1 protein-coding gene is annotated in these 387 nt (G+C 55.0%); it reads left to right on the plus strand.

Going from position 1 to position 387, the window contains the following annotated elements; genetic code table 11:
* Positions 1-387 (plus strand): carboxypeptidase-like regulatory domain-containing protein (locus HMPREF3145_RS11795; RefSeq protein ID WP_168162445.1); only part of this gene is annotated, 387 nt, incomplete at both ends.

Raw genomic sequence — 387 nt, forward strand, 5'->3', positions numbered from 1 at the left:
GACTGCGCCGGGTTATGACGAGGCGAAGACCTCTGTGAAGGTGGACAAGGATAAGGCGAATGATTTCGATGTTGAGTTGAAGCGTTCGACTGATTCGGTCTCTGGTGTTGTCAAGGATGACAAGGATGAGCCGGTTAAGGGTGCGAAGGTTGTTCTTGATGATGGCAAGGGCAATCGTTTTGAGCGTGAGACTGGTACCGATGGCAAGGTTGATGTCTCTGATGTGCCGACTGGTGATTACACGGTCACTGTGACTGCGCCGGGTTATGACGAGGCGAAGACGTCGGTGAAGGTGGACAAGGATAAGGCGAACAACTTCGATGTAACGCTCAATCCGACTCCGAAGCCGACGCCACCGCCGGAACCGCAGCCGCAGCCGGAACCGCA

The organism is Corynebacterium sp. HMSC05C01, from assembly GCF_001807155.1.
GTDB classification, from domain to species: domain Bacteria; phylum Actinomycetota; class Actinomycetes; order Mycobacteriales; family Mycobacteriaceae; genus Corynebacterium; species Corynebacterium coyleae.